Source organism: Streptomyces roseifaciens (genome assembly GCF_001445655.1).
In the GTDB taxonomy this organism is placed as follows: Bacteria; Actinomycetota; Actinomycetes; order Streptomycetales; family Streptomycetaceae; genus Streptomyces; species Streptomyces aureoversilis.
In genome coordinates, this window is sequence record NZ_LNBE01000003.1 from 136,911 (window position 1) to 160,194 (window position 23,284).

Here is a 23,284-nt window from a genome sequence, read left to right on the forward strand (position 1 = left end):
CCTCGACGGCACCGCCCCTTTGGAACGCTGTCCTCGCCGCGAAGAGCGATCAGGGGGCATCCTCACCGGGCTCGGTTTCGGCTTCAAAACTGGGCCCGCGGTACTCGGGATGGTTTCGATCAACTGCCCCGGCGACATGGAGAGGGACGGGAAGGCGGGTACGGGCGTCCCAGGCCAGAGACTGATGGCATAGCGCCGCGGCTAGTGCGGCCAGATCCTGCGCCTTGTGCCCGCCGGTCTGGGGCACGGTGATCTGCGTCGCGGTGAAACTGTGCCAATCCTTTCGAAGCAGCGCCTCTTTCAGTTCCTCGGGGATGGTGAAGCGCGTGTAGGTGCTGCCGTTGATGCTGGTCTGACCGAAACCGTCGTAGCTGCGCGATTTCTGGGCAAAGTACCAGCTGGTCAAGCCGGTGACCGTAGTACGTGCGTGCAGCCAGTCATCAGGTGCTTGTGGCCGTGCTTGGTCCCGTCGCCCCCGTGCGTCGGCGCGGTCGACAGGGGTGGGTACTTCGCCGTATGACGTGTTGATGCTGACCACGGCGATTGAGCGGCCGTTGCCGCCGAGTCCGTCGCCAGGGAGTGCGCCTTCGCTGAATTGAGCATGCTGCAGTCCTGGCCAAATGGTTCGACATGCTTCCGTGTCGACGAAGATGATGAGTGGCGTCTGACCGGGCAGAATCCGCAGTGCGGCCTTGATGTGTTCACGGACCAATGCGGCGCCTTCCTTATGGCGGGCGTGCTGGTCCACTCCGATCGGGCCGGCGCCGAAGGATGCCTCTCCTTGCGGGAGAGGTAGCCAGGTGTGGTCGCGACGGCTGTACATTTCCAGTCGCCAGGGCTGCTGTGGATCCGGATGGGTGTGCAGGGCCGTGAGGACCTCCACCATCTGTGTCTTGTCCGCGGAGCCGAACCTCGAGCTGACCCGCTGCTGTCGCAGGTGCAGGCCGACGAGGATCGTGGGGTGATCAAGTGCGACACCATCGGCGAGACGTCCGTCGACCGCTCCAAGGCGGAGCATCAGGTCGCGCAGTCCGTTGATGGCTGGATAGTCCAGACGCGGGCGACTCTTTTTCGACTTCTTGGCATCCTCGCACTTGCCTGACGTCGAGGAGCTGTCAGCGTCCGTGACCAAGGTCTGAAATTCAGATCCGACCTCCGAGTCCTGGATCTGATGTTCTTCGTCTTCCGGGTTGCGCGGCTTCGGCCGGGGACGCTGGGCAATGAACTGGGAGACCATGCCTCGTTGATGGAAATGCCTGCGGAGATCGCGCTTCGGGTCGTAGACGTCGGCTTGTTGTCCCTTGCGGGAGGTGCGCTTCTTGGGGTTCCAAATCGTCTCAACCCACACACCGGTGAGCGCGGTGCTCACGAGCGGCGCGAGAAAAGTGAGCTCTCGGTCCCAGTCAACCGGTGTTGGGGAGACCAGAGCGGGCATGCGTCGGAATTGGACACAGAGCCTGTCCGTGAGTGGGTGATCACGATTGTCCTCCCAGGTCGCGGCCCCCTCTGGTTCTTCGAGGTACGGCGTCAGAGCGGTGATCAGGCGCTCACGGGTGTATTCCGCGTCGTACAGGGCGAGGACCCTCACTCGGTCATGCCCCGTACCACTCAGCGCATGGTCAAGATCCTCCCGTGCGATCGGTCCCTTGGCACGGCGGATTACCTCGACGTCGGTACGTTCATATGCAACCTGTTCGATTTTCAGGGTTGCGGCGGCCTCTTTGATATGGTTCGCGAGGTAGAGATTGAAACGGGTGCCTGTGCCTTTACCGAGCGGATGCTCAGTGGGGCCCGGGACCAAGGCTCGCACTGACCCGCTGGTGTCGGCCAGCATCTCGTTGGTGCCGAGTTCGATCGCTTCGAGATTGCAGGCCGCGACGACCTGGGCCGCGAAGTTTCGGGCGTACGGTTCCCAGCCCTCGCTGGTACGGCGGTGGCCGACGGGCAGGCGTAGCACGGTGTTGTTCTTGCCGCGTTCGATGAACGCGGTGCGTGTGCTGGCCCAGTGGGTAGCCAGTCTGCTGAAGGTCGGCAGGACGTGGATACCGATCCGGGGCTCGCCGGGCAGCGTGATGACACGGAAGTCGAGTTTGTGCATGGCGTAGCCGGTCCTCGCCGGCCGCTCGGTCTTTCCTTTCAGGACGTGGTCCCAGGCGAGCAGGCTGCCCCTGGTGTCCATCACCCATTCGAGGCGCTGCCCTGCGTCGGCCGGACCGGCAGGTAGATGGAGCGGGACGCGAGCGAGGGCGGCAGCGAAGTTCCACGCGGCGACTCGAAAGAACCACTGGGGCGCTCGGGGCCGCCCGGTGGACGCATCGCGAATGAAGGATCCGAGTTCGCGCTCGGCTCTTTCCCCCTGTGCCAGAAGCGGGGCGAGGGTGTTGTCATCCGCGCCGCCCCGGATGAGTTTTTCCCAGCTACGCACGGCCCGGGTGAGCAGGCGCGGCGTGATGGGCGTGGTGGTGGCCAGGACGGCGGGGACATGGAGGTCGTCTTCGGGCGGGACGATGGTATCCGGCATGATCACGATGGGCTGGTTGGTCACGGCGGACAGCGCTGTCGCAAGTCCTGCGTAGGCAGGGCGCACCGGCTTGGATGTGTCGTTGTCGCGGTAGCTGGGCAATTGGCCCCATGCCTCGGCGAATTCTTCGCTCAGCTGGTAGAGCACGACCCGCCCGAGGCGCTTGGGGGTGAGGAGGTAGGCCAGGGAGGTCAGCATGCGGTTTCCAGAGAGTCTGTGGTGACGGTGTGGTTGTTGGCGAAGGTGAAGAAGGCACGAAGGGCCTCGCCGTTGGTGGTGAGCAGGATGTCGAGTTCACCGGTACGGGACCAGTCGGCACGGAGCTGCCGGATGAGACTGGGCAGGTCGGAGTTGCCCTTGGGGTCCAGGAAGGCATAGTCGACGAGCCGAATCCGCCCGGGTGTGCCGCCACGGCGCGCGCGGCCAACCAACTGGATGATGGAGGCGATGAGTTCGGCAGCGATGGCCTTTTTGGCCCGGCGCGGTAGCACGCTGAAGTAGCGCTGGCTGCTGAGCAGTTCGTCGAAGTACAGGCCGGCAGTCTTCTTGGATCGCGCGAGTTCGAGCCATGGTTGGTCATGGACGCGTTGATCGTCAAGGGCTCTGGCGCCCACATGGGCGAGTAGCTCGTCGGGATCATCGACGATCGACATCGGGCGTACCGCGAGCCAGATGGAACCGATGCGGGAGCGGCGCTCACCGGGCGTAAGGATATTGAGGCTGCGCTCAGCTCGCTTGAGCGGGGCGATGAGGATGCGTGCGTGCGCTCGTGCGCCGAAGTCCTCCAGCTGGTCTCCGGCGATCTCGATCCAGGGCCGGTCTTCAGCCTCCGGTTCAGCCGTCGCGTCGGTGTCCGCGTCAGGCCGCACCGCGACAGCGATCAGACCAGGTGGTGCGCCGGCGATGCGCATGCCTTCGGCCAGGTCTCGACAGCTTTGATAGGAGGTCGTGGCGAGCAGGATCGCGTCCTGGACGCCGGGGGAGTTGTCCGCGGCGAGCGTTTCGAGCTCGTGCGAGAGCTCGCTCCACAGTTTCATCCCGAGCTGCCTCGTGGCCTCCCGTCTCTTCTTGCCAGTAAGCCCCGAGATCCGGATCATTTCGCCGTCCAGGCCAGGGATGGCGCGGGCGTCGATGACCACCTTCGATCCTTCGTCCGGCACGATGAACTCCGGCCGGGTGTGGATGTGGTGCCGGTGCGCCCCAGGCATGTAGGCGGTTGCCGACAAGCCGAGGACGACTCGCGGGTATCCCGAGTGCGCGAGCGCGGTGATCTGCCCCAGTGAGGTGATGTAGCGGTGCGGGTCACCGCCAAACGCGGCAGCGCTGAGCTTGGTCTCGTGCGGGGACTTGGGGTTGTGGTCCTCGGTGAAGGCGAACACCAGCCGCCCGAGTGGCCCGTGCGGGATCGCCCGCCACGTCTCATAGCCGCCCAATGCCTGGGCAATCTCCTCCGCCGCCGGAACGCCGGCGAGCTTGAGCTGCGGGGCATCGTGAACGAAGCTGTACAGCATTCCCCTCAATGGAACCAGGAACATCCGGCGCACCAGCCGGTCGATTACTGCTGCGCGGGTCTTTGCAACGGGTACCCAGGAAGCCAGCATCTCGAACAGCTCACCGCGAGCGTTCTCCAGAACCCCTGCGGCGTCCACGGCGGTCGTGATCGAGCGTACCGTCCGCGCGAACTCGCGGACATGCGCGGGCAGGAGGTACGACGCGATCTTGGTGTCATACACAGCTTCCAGCAGTACGGCCCCTCCCGAATCCTCCGGCGCCCCGGGGTCGGTGGACACTTTGGATTCATCGTGCGCGAGGAAGGCAGCGAGGTGCTTGCTCAGCCATCCATCCCAACGCTGGGGAACGATCCACCGTCGGCCCCCTCGGTGCTTGCGGCGCTTCTCATATGGGTCGTCAGGGAGCTGATCGCTGAGGGCCAGGTCGCCTCGCGCCAGGTGCATGGTGTAGGTCTCGGCCAGGCGCCTGCACTCCGACACGTTGGAGCGTGTCCGCTCTTCCAAGGCTCCGGGCAGTCGGCCGAAGGCACTGACGAGCTGTGTGTCCACCTCCAGCAGTGGGCGATCGTGTCCACGATCACCCCAAGCCAGTGTCAATCCACGCCCGGAACGGCCCATCACCGTTGACTGGAAGGCGTCGAGTTCATCAATCAGGACGACCTGGGCGCGCATCATGAGGAACTTCTCCACGCTGACCTTCTCGTCCACCATCCCGTCGTCCATCTCCAGTGGGATGTGCATCCGCCCCTCGTAGAGGTTGGCGTGCGTGGTGACGATAATGCGGGCCGTGCTTGCCTGCCGGGCCAGCCGGAATTTGCCGCAGCTCTGTTTGAAGGGGCAGACCTTGGGGGCTGGCATGCTTCGGTAAGGTTCACCGCGCTCTGGGCGTACGGCGGTCAGCTTCGTGCACGGCTCGCCGCCCGGCACCCATGTGTCGACTGCCTCGTCTACTGAGGCACATGCGGGCAGTTGGCAGGAGTAGCCGATCCGGGCGAATACCCAGTCGACGTAGTCCGGGTCATGCGAGCCCTTGACCGTTCGCTCCAGTTCGCGCATCAGGGCATTCGGCGACATCAACGGGACAACCACCTGTGAGGCGTCCGCCCCCAGCCGTTCTCGAACGCCCCACGCGTCCAAATCCTGTTCGATTGAGTGGGTGAGCTTCAGGGCATTCGCGTTGGTGTCGACGACCAAAGCCACCGTGTGCCCTTCCTGCACAGCCCATGACGCGTAGCTCCGCAGCAAGACGCTCTTACCTGAGCCCGTAGGGGCGCTTAGCACGCGGGTCGGCCCCGCAGGCAATCTCAAGACCTCTTTGACAGCATCCCCCCGTGCAGTCCGCATCTTCATGAAGAACGGGGTGAGAGTCTCAGCGCGGAACGCCTTGCCTGTGGCTTCGTCGAGCTCTGCATTCAACTGCAGGAAGTTCTCGATCTTGATCTCCGCCTCTGCAAGGTTCGGAGCGGTGGGCAGCCGTACCGGTCGTGGATCGCGTGGCGGTGCGTGGCGTTCTTCGAAGGTGTAGTAGGCGAGGACAGGTGCGTTCTGGCGGCCTGCCATTGGCACGCGCAGGGTGTGGGTGTATTCCCCTGGTTTCGCGATCGGGCTGGCGATGGCCTGAGAGGTTCGGATGTCGTCCATCTCAGTCAGTAGCTGGTCAATGCAGTCGCGGGGTTCGAGGCCATGGTGGGCGGCCACTTGCTCTTCGTCCTCGTGCAACCGGAAGCCTGGAATGTTCTTGTCAAAGAAGTTGCGGATGGCGTGCTCGCGGAATGCACCTTCATTCGCAAGCGGGTTCATCCTGTGGTCGAGCAGTCGGCTGAGACGACGGTGATCGTCCAGGGAGAGAGAGGCGAAGGCAGCCCAGACGTCGTACTTCCCAGTCAACAAAAACTGGGCGGCTGTCAAGGTGGTCCCCGATCGGCCGTCAGGGAAGTAGGCCTGTGCGCAAGCACAGGCGCAGGCGATGAGGCGCGGCAAGAGCCGGGACTCACGCCGCCTGATACCGTCACGTTCACGTTCGTCAGTCACTGGGCCCTCCTCGCCTCGGCCAGCTTTTTCTTCACGATCCGGTTCACGTCGTCGACCATGAGCACGGTGTAGTCGGGCAGGAGGTCTTGCAGTTCTGCGCGCTGGGCGATGCCGCGGTGGTTCGGGAGGACGATGGTCTTCGCGGCGAGCGGCTTCTTGGCGATCTCGTCGGCTAGGGCGGAGGCGCTGGTGACGTCTTTGAGGTCGATCGCCAGTGTCCAGTCCAGTTCTTTGATGGCGAACTTCACGTCGTAGGCATCCTGGTGAGGCCAGAGGGAGACAGTCAGAGGCGGCTTGCCGTCCCATTTCTTGTGGAGCTTGAGCTCCTCGATGCCAGGAACGACGATGTAGCGCCACACCGGGAACTCGACGCATACCGTCTGCCGGCTGCCTTCAGGGTGCACGATCTTGGCCGCAGGCTGCCTGCGCACCGTGTCGTCACGTGGGCGGAGCTTGGGAGGCTCCCCGCTCTTCAAACTGCGGATGGCGTATTCGGCGTTATGAGCCCGGTAGCTACAGCGCACCGCTGCGCCGTTGACCCGCATGGGCCATTGGCAGGTCGGGCACGGCCACCAGTGGCGTCCCTGATGGACGCGGTCTGGCGGGAGGGGGACGTAGCGGACTGGAGGCAGAATCCCGGCATCGCTGCACTGGTCAGCGATGGTTTCCCGTTCGCCGGCCGGGTGCTCGATCGGGAATCGTCGGCGAATTACGTAATCCGATTCGCTCGCGCCGGCTTTGAGCCCCAAGAACGCCTCATGCTCGATGATCTCGTGCTGCAGCCACGTCCACGTGGGCATCCAGCCACGTCCTCGATCGCCTTTCTCCAGTAGCGAGACGATTGCCGAGCACCCGTCGGAGTAGACGTCGTCGCTGATCTCACCCCACTCCAGGACCGTGATGCGCCCAAGGGGGTCGTCCTCAAAGACGTCGGGAGCGATGCGGCGTAGTGGATACTGCGACAACTGGTCGACGAGTTCGGCTGGCGTCAGGGCCTCCCGGCCAGTACCGAGGATCGAATTGACCACCCCGGTCATACTCATGACTTCGCGCCAGGCCCGCGACTCTTCGCGCCGAACCATCCAGGCGTACCCGAGGCGAATGGTGGCGCTAACGAGCATGGTCCGGCGTCGGCTCATAACGGCATCAAGCACCGTCACTCCTCCATCTCACTTTACTGAGTGTCCTTGACAGGGAGCTGCGTGTGACGAGAGTGATGATGTCGTAGTCATGAGAACGAGAGCGCAAGAACCCGAGTTGAACGTGTCGTGGGTCCAAGGCCTGCTGTAGCGCTGACCAGCATGTTTATGATCGGTTGGGGGGTGCGCCGTGATCGAATATTCACCCGATCGGGTGCTCGTCCGTTGCGTCCGTGGCCCGTTTCGGGCCGGGGGGACACGAAGGTGATGGCTCTGATATCCCTCACGAACCGAGTCTGCGTGGCTGCGCGACTAGTCCAGCAGCGGGGGAAGGGTGACCTTGATGTTCAGGAAGAATTCGGGTCGGTTCATCGGAGTCTCCCCGGCGGCAGCTGCAAGGGCAGCTTCAGAGCTGCTCCCCAGCCACATGCCCACGATCAGATCGGTCAGGTAGTTGTCTAGTCCTACAGCGACGTGGCGGATATCGCTGTGTCCGACAGTGAACAAACTCGCCCGTCTTTGGTTCGCTGCTCCGATTGCGGCCAGGAACTTCGCGGGTACGACGCAGACCTTTCCGCTGTTGGGTATGAGCCAGTAGGACGCCGTGGGGCTGTGTTCCAGCAGGGTGTTGAGCTGCAAGCGGTTGATCTTCCATGCGTCTCTCCGAGAAGCGCTGGGGATCAACGCATCGGCTTTTTTGACCTGAACAAGGTCGCCAATACGTGTCGTCAATCGGTCAGGGGCTTCGACTTCCAGGAGGATGCCGATGTCTGCACCGTTCGTCTTCTCTACCTTCTTGGTCTCCTGCCGACTTGCCAGCGCCACTTCTGGGGATTCTGGCGTTGCCCATCGCCCCATTTTCGATCCGATGGAGAAGTTCTGCACGAGCTTCTCCAGCAAGCGTGCCGTCAGCGACTCCTCTTCCTGGGCGCCGGATCTGGACACGAATTCCATGAAGTCCGCAACAGCAGCAGACACCGCGCCGCGTGTCAGATCTTCCAGATTGTTGCTGGCCAGCCACGTGGATGACGGGGCCTCAAGGGGCCTCGGGAAGACCCGCCGACGAGCATCAAGGGAGCCTGCGAGAACGTCCAAGAGCCTCTGCTCGATGGGGCCGCTGCCGTCAGCCAGAGCCTGGATACCCTCGGCCCGCCTCCGGACCTCCAGCATGTCGCTTCGTACGCTCGCCTTCAGGGATCGCCGTACTGAACGGTGCTGTTCCGCGAGGGCAAGAGTGAGGCTTACGTCGAGATCGCTCACATGGGGGCCAATGGCGAGTAGCCAATCGAGAGAGTTGGCCCACAACGTGGGCCGGCGGCTCGCCCGCTTTTCAATTCGGGCACGGAGTCCTCCTGCTTCCACGGGGTAGCGCTCTGCGCTGAGGAGGGTCACGTCGCACCATAGGGCGGCGAGTTCCTCCTCAACGTGCGGAGCCAAGGTTTCCAGCACCTTGCGCACCAAGAAGTCAGGTCGGCCTGGGACAAGCTGGCGCACTGCCTCCGCGACGCCTACCGCTACCGCGCTGGGAGTCGGTAGCGCCGATGCGATGCGCGCAGGTGACTTCAGCCCGGACATCCAGAGAACGAGGTCCGGTACGGAGCGTCGAGAGCTCCCGATAGGAAGAGCCGCAGCCACGAGGCCCAGCAGGTAGAGCTCCACCAGGCTGCGGTGGTCCTCGACCAACTCCTCGACAACGTTCTCCGCCCCGAGCTTGTGATCCGCCGAGCGTCCCGCGGCCAGGACCTCCAGGCAGCAGTCGAGGCACTCGCCTTTGGGATAGAAGTGGTAATCGTGCTCCATTAGACGACTGTACGAGGCGCCGCCTGGCCGAGGAAGACAACCGAGGGCTGCGCCTTGCACCTGATGCAAGATCGCGCGCTATGAGAGATAGGTGCCAGCAAAGGCGCCGTCGTAGCCCATGGAGCGCAGGGCGTGACGGAAGTCTGGTGCCACATCGGTGACGGGGCCCATCAGGTCGTCGAACCGTTGGGGCGTCATGCGTGGTTCGGGCCAGGTGAGGGTGCAGCGGCAGCGGATGAACACGCCTTCGCCGGTCTTGATCACCATCCATTCCCTTTCGGCCTCGCACTGGCGGCAGGTGACAGTCGTCTCGGCGATGACCAGTGGCCCGGGGTGAGGGAAGGCCATGAACGACGCCGCGGTCCGGTCCACTCGCAAGTCCGTCGGTACCTCGAAGGACTCCGGAGCGGACTGCGCTGCTGCTGGAGCGGCGGGCTCCTGCCCCTGGCCGGCGGTCTTCCTCTTGAGCCAGAACACCCGATGTCCCTCCTGTTGCGCTGCGGTCTGCTGTTCCACGATCGGCCGCGGGTGTCCTGCAGAGCTACTTGCGATTCGGTGTGCATCAGCGACTCGTCCGCCCTGTACGGCGGTGGTTGTCGGCAGATGCCGGACGTGCGGTACGGGCAGTGGCTGTCGGCATCGAGGCGGTCGTGGTCTTCGGGGTGTGGGCGGGAAGGACGGCGAGGCGGCGTATGCGCCAGACGAGGACGTCGCTGACGGAGTCGGCCGAGTACAGCTCGCGCTGGTCGGCGGCTTCGCGGAGGAGGGAGGCGGGGTCGGCTCCGGCTCGTGCGGCGTCATTGAGGGTGGCGGCCAGGGCATCCCATCCGCCCTCGGCGAGTACCGTCTCCGCGAGGTGTGGCAGCACGGTGCGCACGGTCGTCTCGTACTGGGTGCGGGTGGCCCGCGGGAGGCGTCGGCCTCGGTGGCGTAGTTCGGTCAGCGGAGCGTGGGCGGCGGTGCGGTAGGCGGCTCGCAGGTGCTCGGCGGCCTGGCGGGCGGCTGCAGCCTGCTGGGCGTGCTGGTGCTGGGCGTGCCAGCGGGCCGCGGCCACCACAACGAAGAGCAGCGTGGAGAGCACCATGGCGGTGGCCGCTCCGTCTTCGCCGCGTCCAAGGGAGGGGCCAGCGTAGACGATTTCCCGTGCGGCCCTGCGCAGGGCACGCGCTTGGGCGTGCTGGGCGCGGATGTGCGAGCGGCTGGCGCGCTCGAAGGATCGTGCCGCCTGCCGCAGTTCGTCGCGCGTGGTGACGGCGGAGGTTTTGGCGAGGGCGTCGAGAAGCTCTCCGGTGGCGGAGAGCTGTGCGGCTGCCGCGCCGTCGTCGCCCTGGTCTTCGAGGAGGAGAGCGGCGTTCCAGGTGGGGCTCGTTGCTGTGCGGCGGGCCGAGGCTGGGCTGGTCGGTCGGGAGCGGACGGTGTCGCCTTCGCCCAAGTCCGTTGTGGGGAGCGGTTCTTTGGTTCCGGGGGCAAGGCGTTCGCGGATGCGGGGGAGGGAGAGGTCGGGCGCCAACTTCGACCCTGAGTAGAAGACCGGTTCGCCTTGGCCGTTGCGGTCGCCCGGGAGGGCGACGGTGTAACCGAGCAGGTCGCCCGAGGGGGCGGCGCGGGTGCGTACGAGCAGGCCGGCTGCGGCGAGGCGGTCGAAGAACTCCTGCTCGGTGTCGGCACCGGCCACCGCGCGCCGTACGCTCTCGCGCAGTTCCTCGCGCGGGGTCTGCGTGCGGCGTTGGCGTTCGGCCTCGTGCCGTTCGGCGCTGGTGGGCCGTTTCGCGGCGGTGCCGTCGCCGGCGTTGACGGCGGTGAGCCCGTAGGCGGCTTCGATGAGACGGCATTCGGCCTGAGCGCGTTTGCCCGAGCGGTGGTGGTTGGGCATGTGGCCGTCCTCGCGCACCAGGGTGGCGATGATGTGGACGTGATCGTCGGCGTGCCGGACCGCGGCCCACCGGCATCCGGCACCGTCCCCGTCGTCGATGCCGGTGGCCGCGACGACACGCCGCGCGATCTCCCCCCACTCCTGGTCGGACAGGATCCGGTCGCCGGGAGCCGCGCGGACCGAGCAGTGCCACACGTGCTTGTCCGGCCGCAGCTCCTTCTCGATCGCCTGCACCGGCTGGTCGAGAAGGAGCTGGAGCTCCTTGAGCGTGGCGGCCGCGTCGCGGCCGGGGTCGGGGGCGGCGCCGTCGAAGGAGGCGACCAGGTGAGGGTCGATGTGCTCCTCATGGGTGCCGGGGCCGTAGAGGTAGGAGAGAAGACCGATGGTCCGGTTGCCCTGCTTGTGGACTCGGGGGATCACGTTCGGGTGCTTACTGGTCGAGGAGTCGGACGGTGGCGGCCTGCAGGCGGTCGGTTGCCCGGCGTACCGCGCTGAGGACGACGTCGGTCTGGGGCGCGTGGCCGTCGGAGTTGAGGATCTTGGCGATCTGGTTGAGGTTGTTGCCGACCTGGCCGAGGTGCCTTCGTGCGGCGAACAGTTCGGCGAGCAGTTCACGGTCGCCTGCGATGCGGGCTGCGGTGGTGGTCAGATCGCGGGCGGCGGCGAGGCCGGCGTGGGCGAGGAAGCCGGCATCGGTCATGCCGGCGGCTTTCGCGCCGGCGGAGATGAGGGCGAGTTCGCTGTCGCTCAGACGGACATTGCGGAAGCGGTTGCGCTGACGTGGCTGACGGGTGCGGTGGCGCACGCGAGGCTGCTGAGACACAGCGTGCTCACAGTTCTCGGTGTGACAGGCGTGATTCTCTCCCTGCCCTGGCTGCGGTCCGCCCTCGGTAGCAGCCCCTTCGGCCGGTGCCCCCTGGCGCCGGTCGGCCTCCGCCACCCCCGGGACGGAGGCGGTTTTGGATACTCCCCCGGCGGGGGAGTATCCAAAACTCCAACTTGCTCGGCCTGAGGTCGAGTTGGATGTCACCTGCGGGTCCGAGGAGTTCGGGGAGGGGCGGCGGTTTGTCATCGCTTTTCACCGTCGGCGGCGCGCACCTGCTGCTGGAGTGCGGCGGCTAGGACCAGGACTTCGTCAGCGTCGCGCAGCAGCCACATGGTGCTCTCCGGGCGGATCTGGGCGAGCCACTGCCCGTCCGGTCCTTCGACGATGGCGTGTACGAGTCCGTAGCGCAGGAGTACGTCGGCCCAGGCTGCGGCCTCCAGGTCGGTGTTCGGTACGGGCATCACGTAGTGGGGCATTGCGGGTGAACTCCCTTGCAGTGCGGGGCGGGGCGGCGGCCCGGCCGGGTGTGGTCGGGCCGCTTGGTGGTGTCAGCGGCGGTATGTGTGCTGGTCAGCCGCATTCGCGGCAGCGGCGGAGATGCCGGTTCAGGGCCCGGGCCATGGCGTGGCGGGTGGTCTGGGCGCTGGTGCGGCAGGTCCGGCCCAGGGGGCTGGCCGGGGCGCGGTCGGCGCGGCTTTCGTAGCCGACGATGTCGCGTTCGAAGGCAGTCTGGATGGAGCGGAAGCGGTGGCAGTGGTGCACAGCGATGGCCTTTCGCGGGCATGTGGGGTGTGCGGCAGCCGGGGGCTGCGGCCGTCGCACACCGGGAAGGCGGGCGAGTGGGGCGGTCAGGCGGCGAGCGCGGCTTCGTCGCGCAGGCGCTGGAGGATCAGGCCGAGGCGCTGGTTGCTGACCTGGATCTGGTGCTCGCGCAGGCCGCTGCGGACGACGGTCCGGTTGATACGGCCATGGAGTGTGACAGCGGCGCGGGCTATCGGCAGGAGTTCTTCGATGTCCTGCTCTTCGCCGTCGCCCCCGGTCGCGGACCGGTCCGCGCTCTGTCGGTCCGCAGCATCCGCGGTCCGCTGGTCCGCAGTGGCATCGAGGGGAGCGGACTGGTTCTGCGGACCGGTCCGCTGGTCCGCACCCTCCTGCGGACCGGTCCGCACCTCTTCGTCTGTCGCGGAAGGTGCGGACCGCTGGTCCGTCGTGGACCGGTCCGCGGTCTGCGCCGACGGTCCGGAGGATGGGGTGTCCGCAGTCCGGGGACCGGGCCCCCGGACCGATGCCGTCGCGGACCGGTCCGCAGACGCGGTCCGGGGCAGCGGACCGGGTGTCCCTGGTTCCTGGGGGTGCGGCAGCGCCTGGTCGCGGTCGGCGGCAAGGGCTTCGTGCGAGGCCGACGCCTCGGGGAGCAGACCGTCGGGGGTCCCGGTCCGCGGTCCGCTGAGGGGGCGGACCGTCTCGGCGGACCGGTCCGCAGCAGTGGTCCGGAGCGAGCGGACGGGTCTGCTCGTCTGTCCGGCGCTGTAGTCCTGGTGCGGACCGGTCCGCACCGTGTTCTCCGGACCAGCTGCCGCACGGCTTCGGTCCGCGGACCGGTCCGCAAGGGCGGTCCGCTGGTCCGCACATGCTGGCTGGTCCGTGCGGACCGGTCCGTGCGCCGCCTCGGTGCGGGCGGGCTGGTGGCGGGTGATCAGGATGTAGAGGTGGACCGCGCCGGCGAGGGCGAGCGGGGCTAGGGTGGACAGGACGCCGACGGTGACGTCACCGAGCCGCAGTCCGGCAGTTTCGGCGTGGTGCAGCTGGTTGAGCCGGATAGCGTGCAGGGCGTTGGCCCAGATGCTCGCGGCGGTTGCGGTGCCGAACAGGGCCCACACGTAGAGCCGTGCGCGCCAGGGAGCGGTGCGGGTGAGGATCAGGGCTCGGACGCCGTAGCCGATGAAGCCGTCGATGACCAGTGGATAGAGGTAGGTGAGCAGGCCGCGGATGTGGATGGCGACGGCCATCTGCTGGAGTGCGTCGTAGGACAGGGCGCATCCGGCGGCGCCGAGAGCGAGGATGGCTGCGCGGTCCCAGTCGCCGACCGCCGTGGTGGTGTTGCCGGTGGGGGTCACGCGGCCTCGCCGAGGCTGTGGCGGTCGATGATCTGGCTCAGGCTTCCGGGCACCGCTGTGGTGCCGGAGGTGGCAGCGTCGGCAGGCTCGTCGTTGCCGCCTGTCTCGTGCCAGTAGCGGTCGCGGTCCTCGATCTCGTTGTGTGCGTTGCGCAGCAGGTCAGTGGCCCAGTCCTGACTGACCTTCAGAGTCCAGGCGAGCTGTTCGGCGGTGAAGCCGTGGAGGTAGGCGAGGCGGGCGACGGCGGCGCGCTCGGTGCTGCTGAGGTGGACGTCCAGGCCGCGCAGTGCGGCGGCGACGCGGGCCCCGTCCAGGCGGTAGTCGAGCTTGTGGTGCAGGGGCCGGCGTTCGTCCTCCGTCAGGCCTCCCCGGATGCCGTAGAAGCTCTCGCTCTCCAGGGCGGCGTCCAGGCAGATCCGGCGGACAGGGCACTGGGCGCACAGCGCCCTGGCCTGGGCGATGTCCTTGCGGGCGCGGGAGGTGGGGAAGAACAGCCGGTCGGCGACGTCGGGTTCGAGGCCGCCGCAGGCGGCCTTGTCGTGCCAGGACTGGTCACCGAGCCGCCGGAAGTCGGAGGCGGGCGTGGCGGTGGTGGTGCGGGCGTGCATGGGAAGGTGCTCCGTTCGCCCCCCGGGCGCGTGCGGACAGCGCTCAGCGCGGGGGTTCGGGTGAAGAGGATGCAGGAGGAAGCGGCGAGAGCCGGGAGCAGCCAGTCAGGCGGCGTTGTCCCGGCGGCGGTCGGGGCCGGTGAAGACCACCTGTTCGCACATGCCGGTCAGGCGGGACGCGACCCGGTCGCCGATCTGTGCCCGGAGGTCGCTTATGGGCAGGTTGCTGGTGACCAGGGTGGGCAGCTGGTGGATGCTGCGCTGGTTGATCAGCCGGTAGGTCAGTTCCTCGGTCCATTCCGAGGACTTCGCAGCGCCCAGGTCGTCCAGGAGCAGCACCGGGATGCGGATGATGCGGCGCAGCATCCACTCCGGGTCGACGCCCTGGCGCGGGCGCATCTCGGCGTAGAGGTCGGCGGCGGTGGTGGCGTGCCAGCGCACGTCGAGGCCGGCGCCGAGCAGGCTGCGGATCGCCCCGTACGCGGCATGGGTCTTGCCCCGGCCGGTCCGGCCGACCAGCAGCAGCGACGGGCCGTGGGTCACCTGCCGCCGTGCGGAGACGTTCGGTGCTTCCGCGGTGCGGGTGATCGTGCGCACCCAGGCGGCCACCCGGGGGTGGTCGGCGACTGCGTCCCGGTACAGGCGCGGGATCTGCCTCTGCGCCCGCTCGAGGGCGGGGATCGGTTCGGGCGTGTCGCTGACCGGCATCCCGCCCGGGGGCATGCCGCGCTCGGCGAAGATCCGCTCGAAGCGGGCGGCGATCGGGGCGGCCGACAAGGGCGCCGGATCGCGGTGGCGAGGGGGCATCAGAGCACCTCCTCGTACGCCGAGTCGTCCGCCGGGTTCATCCAGGGCGTGTACCCGCCACCTGCCCGAGCGGGCGTCTGCCGGGCGGTGGCGTTCATGACCTCGTTGACCAGGCTCGGCAGCACACTCGGGCTCAGCCCCTTCACCCGCAGCCGCTCCAACGCGGCGCGCAGGTGCTCGGTGGCGATGCCCTCGCCGAGCAGCTGGTTCAGCTCCCGCCCCAAGTGCCCGAGCACCCGCTCCGGCGGCCGGTGCTCACAGGCAGCGACGTACTCGCCGATCAAGGTCTTGGCCGAGACGGTCGAGGGCGCGGGCGCGGTGCGCCCCGAAGGTATGGATCCAGGATCCAAGATCCTAGATCCAGACGGCGAGGGCTCGTCGAGTCCTCGACGAGGGTCCGATGAGTCTTCGTCGAATGTGCTTTGACCTGCGGTTTCCTCGTCAACCGTGGAGGTGGCGCTCTCCGGGTGCCCGGCGGAAGGTGCCGGGGTGTCCGCAAGCGTTGGGGAGGGGGCGGTCTTCGGCGGCGAGGGCTGTTCGGGACTCGCGAGGACTCGTCGAACATTCGTCGAGGGCTCGACGAGCGCTCGGGGAGAGTTCACCGAGTCCTCGACAACGCGGACCGACGGTGCCGGCGCATGATCCGGCCGTGGCGTTTGGCCGCACTCACCCTTGCAGGCACCGCACCGCTTGTCCTGGTCGTGGGCGGAGCACAGCGGCAGCCGGGAAGCGCTGGGCCGGTCGATCTTCTGGTGCTTCGCCCAGGCCACGATGTGCAGGTACCCGCGGCCGTCGCATCCGGTGTACCGGCAGATCAGCCCGGCACTGGCGAGCTGCTGGAGATCGTCTTCGACGTCCAGCGGGGTGTGCTCGGGGCGCAGTGGCCACAGCTTGCCCGCGATGATCGCGGGATGGTCGCGGTGACGCCCGTGGTCGTCGGCCTGGGTGAGCAGCCCGAAGAACGTCCGCTCGGCGGTGACCGTGCAGGCCGCGAGGGACTCGGAGACGAACGCCTCTGGTTTGATCGTGCGGATGCGCGCCATGATCAGCGGCCCCTGTCAGCTGCGAGGCGCTCGGCACGCAGGCCATGGCCGGCGGCTTGGTCTGCCGAGGTTTCCTGCTGGTGAGCAGGCATGTAAGAATCGCTCCTTCGAGTGGGGCCGTCCGGGATGCCTCGTCCAAAGGGTCCGGATCGGCTCTGGTTGTGACCTCCTCGCCTTTGCAGAGGCGGGAGTGTCGTTGTGGTTGGCGCCTGAGAGTTACCGCTCTCGGGCGCCAGCTCGTATCTGCGTCTGTCGTGGCGCCGAGTGAACCACCCTTTCTCCCCGGACCTCCCTGGCCGCGGGGACCAGCACCATACGGTCAGCATTCCGCCACAGTCCAGCGGTTGCTACTGCCTCTGACCAGCGGCGGAACACTCCGGTGTCGCGAGCCGTGAAAAACTTACACCCCAGTTACACCGCGTGGCCAACTGGAGTGTTCGACCTCGGGCTGGCGCTACACTGGAGTGGTGATCGCTAAGTTGACCGGTGACCCGGGTGAGGGGAGGGCGGAGATGGCAGACGGTTCGGAGAAGACGTTCGCTGAGCTTCTGGAGCACCTGTTCCAGGAGATCCATCCACCCGGGCGCGGCTCGTACACCAATGCGGAGGTCGCGGAGGCGATCACCAAGGCTGCCGCGAGCGGTGGCAAGGGCATCTCCGCCAGCGCCATCGCGCAGCTGCGCGCCGGGCAGAAGAAGAACCCGATGATGTCGACGATCAAGGCCCTCGCCGACTTCTTCGGCGTCGAGCCCGGGTACTTCTTCGACCAGGCAGCGAAGGAGCGGACGGAAGCCGAGATCGCACTGGTCGCCGCAATGCGCGATCAGGACGTACGGCGCGTCGCCCTGCGCGCGAAGGGGCTGTCCGGGAACAGCCTGAGCATGGTCACGGCGCTCATCGAGCAGGCCCGGAGCCTCGAAGGGCTGTCCGACGGTGAGTCGACGCACGGTCTGGATCTCAGCCAGTAGCCTGCCCGGGGTAAGACGCTGCGCTGGCTTATGGCCGGCTCGGTGTCCAATCGCGCATGAGCACGATGAAGCGCAGCTGCGTATTGCGCAACGGGGCCAGGGCCATGATTCTCACTGGCACCTCTTCCCTCTGATGGTAAGGAAGGCGCAGGCGCCGGATATCCCCATCAGGATGTACCTGGGTCCGGTTCTCCTTCCAGAGCTCGGCCGCCTCTGCGTTTCCAGCGAGGATGTCGTCTCGGAGCTTCGTCAGCTCCTTACTCTTCGGGTTATGCGCGATGGCCACCCGGATTTGCGCGAGAAAGGGATCCGCCCAGTCGTCCCGCCAGTTGACCAGCTGCTCGCGGGCCTCCGGGTAGAGGAAGGCCCACCGCATGCTGTTCCGCTCGTATGGAATCCAGGGGAACCAGTCCGCCTGCTGATCGTTGTGCGCGACGATGTCCCACGAGAGATTGGTGACGTAGGCCGGGTTCCGGAGCTGGGTATCCAGGAGGGCTTGCATGCTCTCGTCGACCGCCGTGTCCACGGCCAGGCGGGGCGGCTCGGGCGTCCGGCCTACGGCCAGCTGGAACAGCACCCCGCGCTCGGTCTCGTCCAAACGCAGCGTCATGGTCAGCCGCTGCAGGAAGGCGTCCGAAAAATCCGCCTGCTCGCCCTTCTCCAGCTTGCGGTACCAGGTGACACTCACCCCCGTCAGGGTGGCCACCTCCTGCTGAGTGAGTCCGGATCGCAGGCGGCGTCGTTGCGTATCAATGCCGGGGATCCTCCGCGGGTCGAGCCTTTCGCGCCAGGAGACGAGCAGCTGCCCGAGCTCGTTCTCTGACGACCTGACACCTTTGAGATGTCTGTCACCGTTTTCCATGGTGCTCCCGGTCCTCCCTCTGTACGCAAGGGCAGCGGTCATTTCTGATCGTCCCCCCAGAATGGTCGATGCGCGAGCCAACTGGCGGGGTAATGGCGAGGGTAGGGGTTAACAGATCTTGCACACGAGGAGCCCTCGAATGGTCTAACGCAGGTAGCATCACACCGACTGTCGCCACTCCGAGTGGCGATTGTGGAGGTGCAGAATGCAGGGGCTGGTCATTGAGCGATCGGCTGCCACCGAAGTTCAATTCGAGAAAGTTTAATTTGCAATGTCGCGCTCTGTTCTTGTCACGGGGGGAAACCGGGGGATCGGACTGGCCATTGCCCGCGCGCTCTCGGCCGCGGGGGACCGGGTCGCGGTCACCTATCGCAGCGGCGAGCCGCCGGAGGGACTGTTCGGCGTGCGCTGCGACGTCACAGACTCGGACCAGGTCGCCCAAGCTTTCGCGGCGATCGAACAGGAGCAGGGGCCCGTCGAGGTCCTCGTCGCCAACGCGGGCATCACCAGGGACAACCTGCTCCTACGCATGGACGAGGCCGACTTCCTCGCCGTCCTGGACGCCAACCTCGTCGGAGCCTTCCGCGTCGCCAAACAAGCGGCCCGAGGCATGCTCCGCGCCCGCAAGGGCCGCGTCGTCCTGATCGCTTCCGCCGTCGCCCTCGCCGGCGAGGCGGGTCAGTCGAACTACGCGGCCTCCAAGGCCGGCCTTGTCGGATTCGGCCGCTCCCTGGCCAAGGAACTCGGCTCCCGCGGCATCACCGTCAACATCGTCGCCCCCGGCCTGACCGACACCGACATGACCGCCGCCCTGCCGGATGAGCGCAAGCAGCACATCCTCGAGCAGATCCCCCTGCGCCGCGCAGCCGCACCCGAAGAGATCGCCCACGCCGTCCAGTTCATCGCCAGCCCCGAGGCCGCCTACATCACCGGAGCGGTGATCCCGGTCGACGGCGGCGTCGCCATGGGCCACTGACCTACCAGCGGCACCAGCGGTAGCGCCACACGGCCGCGTTACGCGCCGGTGAGCGCTGGCGACCGCCGCCTTCGAGGCGTGCAATACCCACGCGTCGTGCCTGGACCGGGAAGCCCGGAACGACGCCGATGGGCCCTGCAGAGGGGCTTGGAGGAGAACATGGACGACCGGCTCCGCATGGACTGCTCGGAGCGGCTCGAACGCTTGAACCTTCCCCACCGCTTCGGCACCCAGCAGCTATGCGACGCCGTCGCCGAACTCCGGGGCAAGCCGATCGTGCTCCGTCCGATGGAGACTACGGTCACTGGCGACCTTCCGTGCGGCCTCCGCGTGGAGACTGCCACCGCCGACGTCTTGTACTTCGAACGGGGAACTTCTGCTCTCCACCAGATGCACATCCTCGCCCACGAAATCGGCCACGTCCTGTGTGACCACCCGGGCACCCTGTCGCTGGGTGACGGCGCGGACCAGGTCCTCGGCCTCAACCCCACGCTCGTACAGCGGATGTCCGGCCGCACCAGCTATCGCAACGACGACGAGCGCGAAGCGGAAATGATGGCCACCGTCATCCGTCAGCGGATCTACCGCGGCAGGGAACTACCACCCAGCCGACCCCACGACCGAACTGAACGCTGGGAAGCCCTGTTCGCCAGCTCCTCCCAGAAGAAGCGCAAAAGCCTGTGACTCCTCGCCTCATCTTCACCACTGCGGACATCCTCATGCTGGCGGCCATCTTCTGGTTCGTCCGGGGCCGCCGCTCGAACCGGCGGCCTGTGGGCGCGAACGCCATGGTCGCCATCTTCGCCTCACTCTGGGTGGCCTTCGCTGCGTACGCTCCGGCCGACCGGTTCGTCATCGAGTCGATCGTGCCGTATGCCTCCCGGCTTGTCAGCAACTGCGCCAGCCTGGCCGCCGCCACCGCGGTGCTGGCGTTCATGTTCCAGCTCAGCGATCCTGATACGGCACGCCGACGCATCCGCCTGCGGCTGATCTATCTCACATCCGCGGTCTGTGTGATGAGCGGGCTGTTCATCGCCGGGCAAACGGACCGGTTCTCGCCCCAGCTCTACGCACTCTACGTCTTCGTCTACATCACCTATCTGGGCATCACGGTCGGCGAGTTCCTCGTCCAGACCTGGAAGCAGTCCTGCCGCTCCCGCAGGCCCAGCCAGCGCATCGGGCTTCGCATGGCGTCCGTCGGCTGCGCCTCCGCCCTGGTGTATTGCGGCTACAAGATCTTCACCCTGCTGTCCTTCGGGTTCAACCTGGGCCTGATCATGCACAACTACCAGTGCTCCAGCATCGTCACCCCCGTGCGCTGCACGTTCAGTGTCGCCGCGCCAGCCATCGGCGTGCTGCTGGTCGTCTTCGGACTGACTCTGCCGGCACTGGCCTGGCCCATCAGTCAACTGGCTCGCAAGCGCTGGGAGGCACGCTCCTTCAAGGCTCTCGCACCCTTGTGGAGCGAGCTCGTCGAGGTCAGCCCCGACATCGTGCTCACCCCCACCAGCTCCGGCGAAGTCGCCGAAGAAGACGCGGACTTCTTCCTCCACCGCCGTGTCATCGAGATCAACGACGGCATCCTGACCCTGCGGGCCTACCGCTCCGGACGCGTCCAGCAGGCCACACGACACGCCCTGGCCCAGCTCGGTGAAGCCGACACCCTCCGTGGGTATGCCACGGTGGAAGCGGCTGTGCTCAAGGACGCCGTCAGAGCCAAGCACCGCGGCCTGAAGCCGAACGGCGACATCGCCCGGCCCGCACCCGGCACTGATGAACGCGATGGCAACCTCAAGGCCGAAACCGAGTGGCTGCTGCTCGTCGCCCAGGCATACGCCAACAGCGACGTCGTCCGCGCGACCACCCATGAGACCGCACACGCAAAGGAAGCCGTCCCCACACCATGAGCGACCCGCTGTCCTGCCCCGAGTTCCTCCAGAACCCCTACCCCTTCTACGACGAACTCCGGGCGACAGCCCCCGTGACCCCGGTGACCACCGGCTCCGCAGACAGGCCTAGCTACCTCGTGACCGGCTACGCCGAGGCGAAGGCAGCATTCACCGACCCGCGACTGTCCAAGGACACCGCACGGTTCTTCGCCAGCCGCCCCTCCAACCGCAACCTGCACCCCGCGGTCGCGCACAACATGCTCGCCACCGACCCACCCCAGCACACCCGGCTACGCCGCCTGGTGACCAAGGTGTTCACCACTGGATCCGTCGACCGCCTGCGCCCGTACATCGAGCACACTGTCGACCAGCTCCTCGACGACCTTCCGGAGACCAGTGAGGCCGACCTCGTCGCCGGGCTCGCCATCCCGCTGCCGGTTACGGTGATCTGCCAGATGCTCGGCGTACCCGAGGCCGACCGCGCGCAGGTCCGCACCTGGTCGAATGACCTCTTCGCTGCCGGACAGCCCCAACGGATCGACGCCGCTTCCCACGCCGTGGCCGACTACATGGCCGACCTCATCGAGGCTAAACGTCGAGCCCCGGACGACAGCCTCCTGTGCAACCTCATCACCGTCCGCGACGGAGGAGAACAGCTCAGCGAAGACGAACTCGTCTCCCTCGCCGTCCTCCTGCTCATCGCCGGCCATGAAACCACCACCAACTTCATCGGCAACGCTATCCTCGCGCTCCTCCAGCACCCCGAGCTCCTCGACCGCGTCCGCGCCAACCCCGGTCGGATCAGCAGCATGCTGGGCGAGCTGCTGCGCTACGACTCGCCCGTGGGCATCGCCACCTTCCGGTACAGCACCCAGGCACTCACCCTCGGCGAGACCGAGATCCCCGCCGAAGTCCCGGTGCTCATCTCGCCCGGAGCCGCCAACCGAGACCCCGCCCAGTACCCGACCCCCGACCGCCTCGACATCGACCGTGATGCCAGGGGACACCTGGCCTTCGGACACGGCATCCACCGATGCCTCGGCGCGTCGCTCGCCCTGGCCGAGGCGGAGATCGCCCTCCACGCACTCCTGACCCGATTCCCTGAACTTCGTCTCGCGGTGCCGTCCAGAGAGTTTCGGTGGCGACACACGCGACTCATGCGAGGTCTGGAGTCCTTGCCGGCGCTCACGCTGTAGCCCGGCGCCTCATGCCCGGGGTCTGACGCGGCCTTGCCGTGTTCTTACCGCGGCACTGTCACGGTTTGACGACGACCTTGCCGACCGCTTCACCGGCAGCCATCCGTAGCAACCCGGACGACACCACGTCCTTGAGGTCGATGACTGCGTCGAGGGTCCCGGCGGCGATGTGCGGGTGATCCTCGAGTAGCGCGAGCGCCTCGGGCAAGTCCTGGTCGCAGATGTGTACCTTCGAGGTCGACATCCGGATCTCGTCAAGGACGAGCCGGGTCAGGTTCAGGGGCGACGGATCGCGGTGCAGGCCAACGAGCCGGATGTGACCGCCGCGGCTCACCGCGGTCATGGCAGCATCGAGTCCCTTCGGGGTGCCGGAGGTTTCGATGACGATGTCGGCACCGTCGCCGCCCGTCGCGCGCCGAATCGCGGCAGCGGCATCCTCCTGGGACGCATCGATGAGCAGAGAGGCGCCCATCCGCGCGGCGACCTCCAGCCGAGCCGTCGAGACGTCGACGCCGATCGTGTCGATGCCGCGCGCGGTGCAGGCTGCCACGACCAGCGAGCCAATCCCACCGAGCCCGATCACCGCGATGCTTGTGCCGCGTTCGGCTCCGGTGCCGCGCACCGCGTGCAGGGCGACGGCCAGCGGCTGAGCCATGATCGCGACGTCCTCTGGACAGTTCCCGACAGGCCGGCTGATCCTCGCGGGAACGTTCACGCGCTCGGCGAGGCCGCCGTCCACGTGCAACCCCACCGTGTAGTAACGGGCGCAGAGGTTGGTCCGTCCGGCATGGCACCACCGGCACGTCCCACAGGAGACGCCCGAGCCAGGCACCACCAAGTCCCCAACCGTGAAATGTTCGACGTCGGCCCCCACGGCCGCCACCCGCCCGACGATCTCGTGGCCGAGCGCCAGCGGGCCGACGTGGCCACTGGCACGATGCGGGACGGTGAGGGGCACCAGGTGCGGGCCGGAGATAAATTCGTCTACGTCGGTCCCGCAGATGCTGGCGCGCAAGACCTCCAGCTGGATGTCGTGTGCTCCGGGTGGTGATGGGTCGGCCCATTCCTGGACTCGGACGTCGCGTTGCCCGTGATAGACGGCAGCTAGCATTGGAGA

General features: G+C 67.0%; 20 protein-coding genes. 5 read left to right on the forward strand and 15 right to left on the reverse strand.

Features of this window, described 5'->3' with window-relative positions:
- Positions 1 to 49: 49 nt before the first annotated feature.
- The 13 genes from AS857_RS06660 to AS857_RS06720 form a co-directional block, all read right to left on the reverse strand.
- Positions 50 to 2,719, reverse strand: a complete 2,670-nt coding sequence (locus AS857_RS06660; RefSeq protein ID WP_058042223.1) for an RNaseH domain-containing protein — start codon at positions 2,717 to 2,719, stop codon at positions 50 to 52.
- Positions 2,713 to 6,063 carry a hypothetical protein gene (locus AS857_RS06665; RefSeq protein ID WP_058042224.1) on the reverse strand — a complete coding sequence of 1,117 codons (3,351 nt, stop codon included), beginning with the start codon at positions 6,061 to 6,063 and terminating at the stop codon, positions 2,713 to 2,715. The genes AS857_RS06660 and AS857_RS06665 overlap by 7 nt, the downstream gene beginning before the upstream one ends.
- A complete protein-coding gene (locus tag AS857_RS06670; RefSeq protein ID WP_058042225.1) occupies positions 6,060 to 7,217 on the reverse strand; it encodes a restriction endonuclease-related protein in 1,158 nt (385 codons plus the stop codon). The genes AS857_RS06665 and AS857_RS06670 overlap by 4 nt, the downstream gene beginning before the upstream one ends.
- 297 nt (positions 7,218 to 7,514) lie before the next feature.
- Positions 7,515 to 9,002, reverse strand: a complete 1,488-nt coding sequence (locus tag AS857_RS06675; protein ID WP_058042226.1) for a hypothetical protein — start codon at positions 9,000 to 9,002, stop codon at positions 7,515 to 7,517.
- Between the two features lie 78 nt (positions 9,003 to 9,080).
- Positions 9,081 to 9,518, reverse strand: coding sequence for a hypothetical protein (locus AS857_RS06680; RefSeq protein WP_144440747.1), 438 nt, complete (start codon positions 9,516 to 9,518; stop codon positions 9,081 to 9,083).
- Between the two features lie 46 nt (positions 9,519 to 9,564).
- Positions 9,565 to 11,295 carry a relaxase/mobilization nuclease domain-containing protein gene (locus tag AS857_RS06685; protein WP_058042228.1) on the reverse strand — a complete coding sequence of 577 codons (1,731 nt, stop codon included), beginning with the start codon at positions 11,293 to 11,295 and terminating at the stop codon, positions 9,565 to 9,567.
- A 10-nt stretch (positions 11,296 to 11,305) separates the two neighbouring features.
- The gene (locus AS857_RS41120; protein ID WP_245699633.1) at positions 11,306 to 11,698 is read right to left on the reverse strand and encodes a plasmid mobilization protein; all 393 of its coding nucleotides are present in this window, start codon (positions 11,696 to 11,698) and stop codon (positions 11,306 to 11,308) included.
- A 245-nt stretch (positions 11,699 to 11,943) separates the two neighbouring features.
- Positions 11,944 to 12,177 (reverse strand): hypothetical protein, encoded by a 234-nt coding sequence (locus tag AS857_RS06695; protein WP_058042230.1) that lies wholly within the window; start codon positions 12,175 to 12,177, stop codon positions 11,944 to 11,946.
- 94 nt (positions 12,178 to 12,271) lie between these two features.
- A complete protein-coding gene (locus tag AS857_RS06700; RefSeq protein ID WP_058042231.1) occupies positions 12,272 to 12,463 on the reverse strand; it encodes a hypothetical protein in 192 nt (63 codons plus the stop codon).
- A gap of 86 nt (positions 12,464 to 12,549) precedes the next feature.
- Entirely contained in the window at positions 12,550 to 13,818 is a 1,269-nt protein-coding gene (locus tag AS857_RS41125) for a DUF2637 domain-containing protein (RefSeq protein WP_063804191.1), read from the reverse strand.
- A complete protein-coding gene (locus tag AS857_RS06710; protein ID WP_058042232.1) occupies positions 13,815 to 14,426 on the reverse strand; it encodes a WhiB family transcriptional regulator in 612 nt (203 codons plus the stop codon). The genes AS857_RS41125 and AS857_RS06710 overlap by 4 nt, the downstream gene beginning before the upstream one ends.
- Before the next feature lie 105 nt (positions 14,427 to 14,531).
- Positions 14,532 to 15,233, reverse strand: coding sequence for an ATP-binding protein (locus tag AS857_RS06715; protein WP_058042233.1), 702 nt, complete (start codon positions 15,231 to 15,233; stop codon positions 14,532 to 14,534).
- Complete coding sequence (locus AS857_RS06720; protein ID WP_058042234.1) at positions 15,233 to 16,276, reverse strand: hypothetical protein; 1,044 nt, start codon at positions 16,274 to 16,276, stop codon at positions 15,233 to 15,235. Before AS857_RS06720 ends, AS857_RS06715 begins: the two co-directional genes overlap by 1 nt.
- Positions 16,277 to 16,788: 512 nt before the next feature.
- On the opposite strand from AS857_RS06720, the gene AS857_RS06725 reads away from it, so the two are divergent.
- A complete protein-coding gene (locus AS857_RS06725) occupies positions 16,789 to 17,244 on the forward strand; it encodes a helix-turn-helix domain-containing protein (protein WP_058042235.1) in 456 nt (151 codons plus the stop codon).
- A gap of 28 nt (positions 17,245 to 17,272) precedes the next feature.
- On the opposite strand, the gene AS857_RS37325 is transcribed toward AS857_RS06725, so the two are convergent.
- Positions 17,273 to 18,106: a helix-turn-helix transcriptional regulator gene (locus AS857_RS37325; protein WP_160330194.1), complete on the reverse strand. Its 834-nt coding sequence runs from the start codon at positions 18,104 to 18,106 to the stop codon at positions 17,273 to 17,275.
- Positions 18,107 to 18,377: 271 nt separating this feature from the next.
- Here AS857_RS37325 and fabG point away from each other — a divergent pair, with 271 nt between their 5' ends.
- The 4 genes from fabG to AS857_RS06750 all read left to right on the forward strand — a co-directional run bounded on the left by fabG (position 18,378) and on the right by AS857_RS06750 (position 22,167).
- Entirely contained in the window at positions 18,378 to 19,082 is a 705-nt protein-coding gene (gene fabG / locus AS857_RS06735; protein ID WP_058042236.1) for a 3-oxoacyl-ACP reductase FabG, read from the forward strand.
- Between the two features lie 159 nt (positions 19,083 to 19,241).
- The gene (locus AS857_RS06740; protein ID WP_058043951.1) at positions 19,242 to 19,766 is read left to right on the forward strand and encodes a hypothetical protein; all 525 of its coding nucleotides are present in this window, start codon (positions 19,242 to 19,244) and stop codon (positions 19,764 to 19,766) included.
- 35 nt (positions 19,767 to 19,801) lie between these two features.
- A complete protein-coding gene (locus AS857_RS06745; protein ID WP_216823952.1) occupies positions 19,802 to 20,989 on the forward strand; it encodes an MAB_1171c family putative transporter in 1,188 nt (395 codons plus the stop codon).
- Positions 20,986 to 22,167: a cytochrome P450 family protein gene (locus tag AS857_RS06750; protein WP_058042237.1), complete on the forward strand. Its 1,182-nt coding sequence runs from the start codon at positions 20,986 to 20,988 to the stop codon at positions 22,165 to 22,167. The genes AS857_RS06745 and AS857_RS06750 overlap by 4 nt, the downstream gene beginning before the upstream one ends.
- Before the next feature lie 58 nt (positions 22,168 to 22,225).
- On the opposite strand, the gene AS857_RS06755 is transcribed toward AS857_RS06750, so the two are convergent.
- Positions 22,226 to 23,278: a zinc-binding dehydrogenase gene (locus AS857_RS06755; RefSeq protein WP_058042238.1), complete on the reverse strand. Its 1,053-nt coding sequence runs from the start codon at positions 23,276 to 23,278 to the stop codon at positions 22,226 to 22,228.
- Positions 23,279 to 23,284 lie beyond the last annotated feature (6 nt).